The sequence below is a fragment of the Dactylosporangium sp. NPDC051087 genome (assembly GCF_055586325.1).
Map to the genome: position 1 here is coordinate 38,683 of NZ_JBVJIJ010000020.1, position 9,294 is coordinate 47,976.

At 70.9% G+C, this 9,294-nt stretch carries 7 protein-coding genes; 5 read left to right on the forward strand and 2 right to left on the reverse strand.

All coding sequences use genetic code 11. The features are described 5' to 3' along the window. The first annotated feature begins 23 nt into the window (after window positions 1-23). Entirely contained in the window at window positions 24-872 is an 849-nt protein-coding gene (locus ACZ6TV_RS33890; RefSeq protein WP_465301664.1) for an ABC transporter ATP-binding protein, read from the forward strand. Continuing rightward, complete coding sequence (locus ACZ6TV_RS33895) at window positions 869-1,690, forward strand: ABC transporter permease (RefSeq protein WP_465301666.1); 822 nt, start codon at window positions 869-871, stop codon at window positions 1,688-1,690. The genes ACZ6TV_RS33890 and ACZ6TV_RS33895 overlap by 4 nt, the downstream gene beginning before the upstream one ends. 131 nt (window positions 1,691-1,821) lie before the next feature. Here ACZ6TV_RS33895 and ACZ6TV_RS33900 read toward each other — a convergent pair whose 3' ends face one another. Next, entirely contained in the window at window positions 1,822-3,516 is a 1,695-nt protein-coding gene (locus tag ACZ6TV_RS33900; protein ID WP_465301668.1) for a magnesium and cobalt transport protein CorA, read from the reverse strand. Between the two features lie 4 nt (window positions 3,517-3,520). After that, window positions 3,521-4,828 (reverse strand): ROK family transcriptional regulator, encoded by a 1,308-nt coding sequence (locus ACZ6TV_RS33905; RefSeq protein ID WP_465301670.1) that lies wholly within the window; start codon window positions 4,826-4,828, stop codon window positions 3,521-3,523. A 293-nt stretch (window positions 4,829-5,121) separates the two neighbouring features. Between ACZ6TV_RS33905 and mmsA the strand changes: the two genes are divergently transcribed. The 3 genes from mmsA to ACZ6TV_RS33920 are packed head-to-tail and all read left to right on the forward strand — an operon-like array spanning window position 5,122 to window position 9,150. Next, window positions 5,122-6,690, forward strand: a complete 1,569-nt coding sequence (gene mmsA, locus ACZ6TV_RS33910; protein ID WP_465301672.1) for a multiple monosaccharide ABC transporter ATP-binding protein — start codon at window positions 5,122-5,124, stop codon at window positions 6,688-6,690. Then, window positions 6,687-7,985, forward strand: coding sequence for a multiple monosaccharide ABC transporter permease (mmsB, locus tag ACZ6TV_RS33915; protein WP_465301674.1), 1,299 nt, complete (start codon window positions 6,687-6,689; stop codon window positions 7,983-7,985). Before mmsA ends, mmsB begins: the two co-directional genes overlap by 4 nt. Window positions 7,986-8,040: 55 nt before the next feature. Next, complete coding sequence (locus tag ACZ6TV_RS33920; RefSeq protein WP_465301676.1) at window positions 8,041-9,150, forward strand: substrate-binding domain-containing protein; 1,110 nt, start codon at window positions 8,041-8,043, stop codon at window positions 9,148-9,150. Window positions 9,151-9,294: the final 144 nt, after the last annotated feature.

Below are 9,294 nucleotides of genomic sequence, written 5' to 3' on the forward strand. Positions count from 1 at the left end.
ACGCCGGCGCCGATGCTCGACCCATGAGCGAGACGATGGTTTCCACCGACCGGCTGACCCGCCGCTACGGCACCCGGGCCGTGGTCGACGGCGTCAGCCTGACCGTCCACAAGGGAGAGGTGTACGGCTTCCTCGGCCCCAACGGCGCCGGCAAGACGACGACGCTGCGCATGATCCTCGGCCTGGTCCGGCCGACGTCCGGCACCACGACGGTCGCGGCCCGGCACACCGGAGCGCTGATCGAGGGGCCGGGGCTCTTCCCGTACCTCAGCGGCCGCGACAACCTCAGGGTCCTGGCCCGGCACCGGGGTCTGCCCGACGCGGCCGCCGGCGCCGCGCTCGACCGGGTGGGGCTCGACGGCACCGCGCCGTTGCGGGCCTGCTCCCTCGGCATGCGGCAGCGGCTCGGGGTGGCCGCCGCGCTGCTCGGCGACCCCGAGCTGCTCGTCCTCGACGAGCCCACCAACGGCCTCGACCCGGGCGGGTCCGCGGCGATGCGGCGGCTGCTGGGCGAGCTCGCCGCAGAGGGCCGCACGGTGCTGCTGTCCAGCCACCTGCTGGGCGAGGTCCAGGAGGTCTGCGACCGGGTCGGCGTCATCAGCGCGGGCCGGCTGGTCGCGGAGAGCACCGTCGCGGCGATCCGCGGCGGGGTCACGCTGTGCGTGCGGGCCGAACCCCTGGACACGGCGCTGGCCGTCGCGTCGGCGCTCGACCCCGCGGCGACCGTCTCGGGCGACGTGGTGCGCTGCGCGGCCGAAGCCCCGCCGCTGGTGCGGGCCCTCGTCACCGCCGGGGTGCTGGTGTACGAGGTACGCGCCGCCGAACGCTCCCTGGAGGACGTCTTCTTCGACCTGACCGGCGGTGCGGCATGAGCGCGGAGCTGCTGCGGCTGCGGAAGTGGCCGGTCGTGTGGGTGCTGCTCGGCGTGGGCCTCGCCCTGGACCTCCTGTTCGGCTACGTCTTCGACTACCTGTCGTTGCGCACCGGCAGCCGGGCGGTCAGCGACGACGCGCCGCTGCTCGCCGGGCTCCTGCCCGCGGGGGTACCGGTGACGACGGTCGAGGGGATGCCGATGTTCGGCGGGGCGATCCTGCTGATCCTGGGCGCCGTCGCGGCGGGCAGCGGCTACGGCTGGGGCACCTGGAAGACGGTCCTGACCACGGCGCCGTCGCGGCCGCGCGCACTCGCCGGCCTGCTCGCCGCGCTCGGCGTCCTCGTCGCCGGCCTGGTCGCGGCGACGTTCGCGGTGAACTTCGCCGCCGCGACCGCCGTCGGGCTCGCCGAGTCGCAGTCCCTCGCCCTCCCGCCGGCCTCGTCCCTGGCCCGCGCCGCCGGCAGTGCGCTGCTGATGCACGCGACGTGGACGGCCTGCGGGGTCATGCTCGGTGTCCTGGCCCGCGGCCCCGCCCTCGCCGTGGGCCTGGGGATGGTCTGGACCCTGGCGGTGGAGAACCTGCTGCGCGGCACCGGCGATGTCCTCGCCCCGGTCGGCGCGGTCGCGGACCTGCTGCCGGGCACCGCGGCGGGCTCACTGGCGGGTGCCGCCGGCGCCGTCCCGTTCGCCGCCGGTGGCACCCCCGGCGTACTGTCCACTCTGGACGGTGTCCCGGCCGCGCTGGTCCTGGTCGCCTGGACGGCCGTCTTCATCGGCTCGGCCGCCCTGCTGCTCACCCGCCGCGACGTCACCTGATCCCGCCCCCGGCAACGACTTCACCGGTGGGTCGCCTGGCCGGCGGCCTCACCGGGGAGTCGCTTGCCCGGCGGCCTCACCGGTGGCCGCTTGGCCGGCGGCTTCACCGAGGGGTCGCCTGGTCGGTGGCCTCACCGGGGAGTCGCTTGCCCGGCGGCCTCACCGGTGGCCGCTTCCCCGGCGGCTTCATGGGTGGTCGCTTGACCGGCGGCTTCACCGGTGGCCGCTTCGGGCGTGCCTTCACCGGCCACGGATTGTCCGGCCACGACCCGTCCGGCTGCGGCTTGTCCGGCCACGGCATCCCGGGCGGCCAGTTCGACGGCGGCTTCCCGGGTGGCGGCTTCGGCAGCGGCTTTGCTGGCGCAGGCGAACCGTTCGCGCTCGACGATCCAGCGGACCCGGTCCCGGTCTCTCGGCGGCATCCTGTCCACGAGGTCGGCGGCGGCTCCCGTGGGGAGCGCGGCCAGGATCGGCGCAGGCCCCCATCCACGGTGGACCCGGGCGAGCACAGCCGCGGCGGTGTCCGGGGGCATCGCCGTCAGCAGCCGCGCGGCGAGGTCCGCGGGCCGCCACCACAGCTGCTGGGCGGCCCGCAGCGGCGACATGGCGCACAGCCGGGCGACCGCGTCCTCGACGCTCATCAGCAGCAGGACCTTGTCGCGTTTCGGCCTGGGGAACCGGTCCGCGGCCGCGGACGGTGGCATGGCCGCGAGCAGCTCGGCGGCCAGAGACTCCGGCATCGAGTTGCACATCCACGCCGCCGTGCGGGCGTCCATCGCCGCCATCGCCGCCGCCACGGCCCCCACGGACGACAACGCCGCCACGGCTCCCACGGACGACAACGCCGCCACGGCTCCCACGGACGACAACGCCGCCACGGCTCCCACGGACGACAACGCCGCCACGGCTCCCGCAGAGGACGACGCCGCCACGGCTCCTGCGGAGGATGGCGTCACACCTCCCGCGGAAGACGCCGCCATGGCTCCCGCGGAGGAGGCGGTCACGGCTCCCGGGGAGGACGACGCCGGCAGCATGGCCGCCACGGAGGACGTTGCCGGCACGGCTGCTGCGGAGGACGGCGCCGGTAGCATGGCCGCCGCGATGCGGGCCGCCACGGCTGGTTCGAGGGCTTCGAAGGCGGCGGTCAGGGCCAGTGTGTCCAGGGTCGCGAGTTCCGCCGCCGCCTCGGTGGCCGGCATGGCCGCGAGCTCCGGTGCGGGACGCGGACGGGTGACGGGGACGCCGTGCGTGCGTCGCCAGCGGCGCCACGACCGGGTGGTCGGGGTCTCGCCGGGATGTTCGACGAGCCAGCGCAGATGCCCCGCGCGCAGCCGGACGGTCAGGTCGGCCGAGCCGGCCGCCGCGCGCAGCCGGTCGCGCAACGACGGGCCGTCGAGGAACCGGGCCAGGCGGACGAGCCCCCGTCCCCCGCCGGTGCCGTGGACGGCGTCCAGCACCAGGTCCTCCAGTGCCGCACGGCTCGCCGCCGACGCGCCGTGGCGGATGAAGGCCTCGACAGGCCAGGACACCGGCGGCCAGAGGCGGGCGACGCGCCGCCATTCGGCCGGGAACCGTTGGCGCCATTGCATGAGCAGCAGCGCGTACGGCTCGAGCGCGCGCAGCTCGTCGGCGCCGAGGGCGGTTTGCCATTCGGTGAACGCGTCGACCGGGTCGGCGAGGGTGCCGGTCGGGCCGGGCTCGTTGGGGCGCCAGAGCAGTGCCGTGTGGCGGCGCAGTGCGGCGGACCGCACCTCGTCGTCGGCGGCGACCAGGTCGAAGACCCACGCGTACGCGGCGAGGGTGCGCGGGTCGAAGCGGCCGGGCATCCGGTCACGCCTGCAGCAGCGAGGACACCTGCGGGGAGAAGGTGGAGTGCAGGACCAGCGCGGCACCACCGACGACGGCGGCGTCGACGCCGAGCGGGGACAGCGCCACGTCGACGACGCGGATGTGCCTGGCCAGGGGCCGGGTGGCGAGGGCACGGACGACCGCGTGGCGGAAGCGGCTCTCGACGTGGCGGATGCCGTGGCCGCCGAGGATGACCAGGTCGACATCGACGATGTTGACGACGTTGACGACGACGGTGGCGAGGTGCTCCGCGGCCTCGTCGATGACCGACGCCGCGAGCGGGTCGCCGGCCGCCGCGGCGAGGCAGACCGCCTGATGGTCCACAGTGGACGGGTCGGCCCGGAACATCGCGGCGAGCGACGACTCGCCCGGCCCCGCCCCACCGAGCCGCGCGTCGGCCACGAGCCGCACATCCGCGGCGCCGGCACCCGAACCGGCGGCGTGACCCGAACCGGCGGCCAGGACCGGGTCCGCGGCGACAGGACCAGGATCGGCGGCGGCGAGGAGCCGGTGCGCGGCGGCGACGATCGCGGGTGGGTTGACCAGGCTTTCCAGGCAGCCGCGGTTGCCGCAGTAGCAGCCGGGACCGTCGTCGGCGACGGTGGTGTGGCCGAACTCGGCGGCGTTCATCGAGCCGCCGCGGAAGACCTGGTGGCCGAGGACGAGGCCGCCGCCGACGCCGGTGCCGAGGAAGAAGTAGGCGAAGTTGGCGACGCCGCGGCCGGCGCCGGCCCAGCGCTCGCCAACGGCGGCGGCGGTGGCGTCGTTGTCGAGGGTGACGTCGAGGCCGGTGGCGGTGGCGAGCATCTCCTTGATCGGCACGCGGCTCCAGTTGGCGAGCTGCGGCGGGGAGATGACCATGCCGACGTGCTGGTCGATGGGGCCGGGAGCGGCGAGGCCGAGGCCGAGGACCTGGCCGCGCTGGACGCCCGCCTCCAGGAGGACCTCGTCGACGAGCTCGGCCATGGCGGCGGTGACGAGCGCGGGCTCGAGGGGGCGCGGGGTGGGGCGGCGGGCGGTGACGAGGGGGCGGCCGAGGAGGTCGACGACGACCGCGGCCAGCTCGACCGGGTCGAAGTGCAGGCCGACCGCGCGGCCGGCGTCGGCGTTGAGGCGCAGGACGGTGCGGGGCTTGCCGCCGTTGGACGTGCGGGCGCCGTCCTCGTGGACGATGCCTTCGTCGATCAGCCGCCGGACGATGCCGGACACGGTCTGCGGGGTGAGCCCGGTGTGCTGTGCGATCTCCACGCGGCTGACCCCGTCCGCGAGCTGAATCTGATCCAGCACCACAGCCCGGTTATATTGTCCTACTTTAGGGAGGTTGGTCCCTACCTGTCGCACGCGTTACCGCCTTCTCACAGTTGCTCATCACATCCTCTCCCAGGACGTTGACTTTGTAAAACAATTTGATTTACGCTCGGACACACGCAGCTCACCGCCCTGACACGAGACCGTGGCTCGCGAGGCTGCGTCATTACCGGATTGTTACCAACCAGTCCAGCTGGCGGCTTTGCAAAGTCTGCGATCTGAAATAAGTTGGTCGCCACAACAAATGTGCCAACTGGCGTTCCCCCGGAGGCAACATGACGAGCAGCGCTCCGGTCTTGCTGGAGATGCGGTCGATCACCAAGGAGTTCCCCGGCGTCAAAGCTCTGTCGGACGTCAACCTGGTGGTCCGCGCCGGCGAGATCCACGCCATCTGCGGCGAGAACGGTGCCGGCAAGTCCACTTTGATGAAGGTCCTCAGCGGTGTCTACCCATATGGCTCATACACCGGCGACATCTTCTACCAGGGCAACGAGGTCCGCTTCCCGGACATCCGCTCCAGCGAGCACGCCGGGATCGTGATCATCCACCAGGAGCTCGCGCTCGTCCCGGGCATGTCGATCACCGAGAACCTGTTCCTCGGCAACGAGCCCCGCAGGTTCGGCGCGATCGACTGGCAGGCCGCCAACAAGAAGGCCTATGAGCTGATGGCGCTGGTCGGCCTCAAGGAAGACCCCGACACCCTCATCAAGGACATCGGCGTCGGCAAGCAGCAGCTGGTCGAGATCGCGAAGGCGTTCGCCAAGGACGTGCGGCTGCTGATCCTCGACGAGCCGACCGCCGCGCTCAACGAGAACGACTCCCAGCACCTGCTCGACCTGCTCAAGGGCTTCAAGGAGCGGGGCATCACCTCGATCATGATCTCGCACAAGCTCAACGAGATCGAGGCGATCGCCGACACCATCACGATCCTGCGCGACGGCAAGACCATCGAGAGCCTCGACGTCAAGGGCGAAGGGGTCAACGAGGACCGCATCGTGCGCGGGATGGTCGGCCGCGACCTGAGCAGCCGGTTCCCCGACCACACGCCCAAGATCGGCGAGGTGTTCTTCGAGGTCCGCGACTGGACGGTCCGGCACCCGATCTCCGCAGACCGCCTCGTGTGCAAGGGCTCCAGCTTCAACGTCCGGCGCGGCGAGATCGTCGGCTTCGCCGGTCTGATGGGCGCCGGCCGCACGGAGCTCGCGATGAGCATCTTCGGCCGGTCCTACGGGCACTGGCTGTCCGGCCACATCTTCAAGGACGGCAAGGAGATCGAGCTCAAGTCGGTCTCCGACGCCATCAAGGCGGGCCTGGCGTATGTCAGCGAGGACCGCAAGGCGATCGGCCTCAACCTGCTCGACGACATCAAGACGTCGATGGTGGCGGCCAAGCTGTCCAAGATCTCCCGCAACGGCGTGCTCGACCAGGTCAAGGAGCACACCTACGCGGAGGAGTACCGCAAGAGCCTGCGGGTCAAGACGCCGACGGTCGACGAGGGCGTCACCAAGCTCTCCGGCGGCAACCAGCAGAAGGTCGTCCTGGCGAAGTGGATGTTCACCGACCCGGACCTGCTGATCCTCGACGAGCCGACCCGCGGCATCGACGTGGGCGCCAAGTACGAGATCTACGGCATCATCCAGCAGCTGGCCGACCGGGGTAAGGGCGTCATCGTCATCTCGTCCGAGCTGCCCGAGCTGATCGGTCTGTGCGACCGCATCTACACGGTGTTCGAAGGCACGATCACCGGCAACATCGACCGCCGCGACGCCAACCCCGAACTCCTCATGAAGCAGATGACCTCCACGAAGACCTCGCCGAGTGTGAAGAAGATGCCGACGCCATGAGCCGATTCAAAGACCTGCAGAAGAACCTCTTCGGGGGCTCGACCTCCAACGCCCGGCAGTTCGGGATGATCTTCGCGCTCCTGGCGACCATCCTGTTCTTCCAGATCAGGACCGACGGGCTGACCCTGCAGTCCGGCAACCTCATCAACGTGGTCAGCCAGTACTCGTACATCCTGATCCTGGCCATCGGCATGCTGATGGTCATCGTGGCCGGTCACATCGACCTGTCCGTCGGGTCGGTCGCCGCCTTCGTCGGCATCATCGTGGCCAAGGTCATGAAGGAGTGGGACCTGCCCTGGTGGGCGGCGATCCTGTTCGGCCTGGGCGTCGGCGCGATCGTCGGCGCGTGGCACGGCTTCTGGGTGGCCTACATCGGCGTGCCCGCCTTCATCGTGACCCTGGCCGGCATGCTGCTCTTCCGCGGCGCCAACCAGTACATCGGCAACGCCGACTCGGTGCCGGTGCCGGAGGCCTTCAAGAAGATCGGCGCCGGCTACCTCAGCGAGATCGGTCCCAACACCGGGTACAACAATCCGACGTTGATCCTGGGGCTCGTCGCCTGTCTCGCCGTGGTCTACCGCGAGTACCGGGCCCGCCAGGTCCGCTTCGCGATGAACGCCGACCCGACGCCGTTGTGGGTGTCGCTGATCCGCCTGGTCGTCATGCTCGGCGTGATCGTCTTCGCCACGCTGCGCTTCGCCGGCGGCCGGGTGGGCACCAGCTTCCCGATCTCGGGCATCATCCTGGCCGTCCTGGTCCTCGCGTACTCCTTCTACACCCGCAACACGGCCGGTGGCCGCTACATCTACGCGGTCGGCGGCAACTCCCGCGCCGCGGAGCTGTCCGGCGTGAAGCTCAAGCGGGTCAACTTCTTCGTCATGATGAACATGTCGGTCCTCGCCGCACTGGCCGGCATGATCTTCGTGGCCCGTTCCGGGGCCTCCGGCCCGCAGGACGGCCTCAGCTGGGAGCTGGACGCCATCGCGGCCGTCTTCATCGGCGGCGCGGCGGTCTCCGGCGGCCTCGGCACCATCAGCGGCTCGATCGTCGGCGGTCTGGTCATGGCCCTGCTCACCAACGGCCTGCAGCTGATCGGCACCGGTGCGGACTGGACCCAGATCATCAAGGGTCTGTTCCTGCTCGCCGCCGTCGCGTTCGACGTCTACAACAAGAGCCAGGGTCGCTTCTCGATCATCGGATCGCTGAGCAAACCCTTCCGCCGGGAGTCATCCGGAGGTCCGTCCGCACCAGCCGGAACCGGACAAGAGGCCGCCAAGACCCCGGTGGCCGGCTGACACCCTGTCCCGCCCCAACACCCGCACCACCATCCGAAGAAAGGCACTGCCAAACATGCGCAAGTTCCTCACCAGGAGCCTCGCCGTCAGCGCGGTCGCTCTGCTCGCACTCAGCTCGGCCGCCTGTGGCGACTCCGAGCGTGACGGTGGCACCGGCAGCAACACGCCCGCCAAGGGCTTCGCCGCCGACTCCCTGATCGGCGTCGCGCTGCCGTCGAAGACGTCGGAGAACTGGGTGCTCGCCGGTGACCTGTTCACCAACGGCCTCAAGGACGCCGGCTTCAAGTCCGACGTGCAGTACGCCGGCGCGTCGACCACCGTCGCGGACCAGCAGGCGCAGATCTCCGCCATGGTCACCAAGGGCGCGAAGGTCATCGTCATCGGCGCGACCGACGCCGCGCAGCTCTCGACCCAGGTCAAGGCGGCCAAGGACGCCGGCGCCAAGGTCATCGCCTACGACCGGCTCATCACCCAGACGCCGGACCTGGACTACTACATCGCCTTCGACAACTTCAAGGTCGGCCAGCTGCAGGGTCAGGCCCTGCTGGACGGCATGAAGGCCAAGAAGCCGACCGGCCCGTGGACCATCGAGCTGTTCTCCGGCTCGCCGGACGACAACAACGCCGGTGTCTTCTTCAAGGGTGCGATGGACGTGCTCAAGCCGGCCATCGACAAGGGTGACGTCGTCGTCGGCTCCGGCCAGACGGACGTCAAGCAGACCGCGATCCAGGGCTGGAAGGCCGAGGGCGCGCAGCAGCGCATGGACTCGCTGCTGACCTCGACCTACGGCGCCGGCAAGACCCTCGACGGTGTGCTCTCCCCGAACGACACCCTGGCCCGCGCGATCATCACCTCGGTGAAGGCCGCCAGCAAGCCGGTCCCGGTCGTCACCGGTCAGGACTCCGAGGTCGAGTCGGTCAAGTCGATCATGGCCGGCGAGCAGTACTCCACGATCAACAAGGACACCCGCAAGCTGGTCGCCGAGACCATCACCATGGTCAAGGCGCTGCAGGCCGGTAACGAGCCGACCATCAACGACACCAAGTCCTACGACAACGGCGTCAAGGTCATCCCGTCGTACCTGCTCGCGCCGGTCATCGTGACGAAGGCCAACGCCGCCGAGGCGTACGCCAACGACCCGAAGCTGTCGCCGCTCACCAAGTAAGACCGACACCACAACACAGCACCTGAAGTCGTGGGGGGGGGGGGGGGGGGGGGGGGGGGGGGAGAGGGGGGGGGGGGGGGGAGGGGGGGGGGGGGAGGGGGGGGGGTGGGGGGGGGGGGGGGGGAGGGGGGGAGGGGGGGGGAG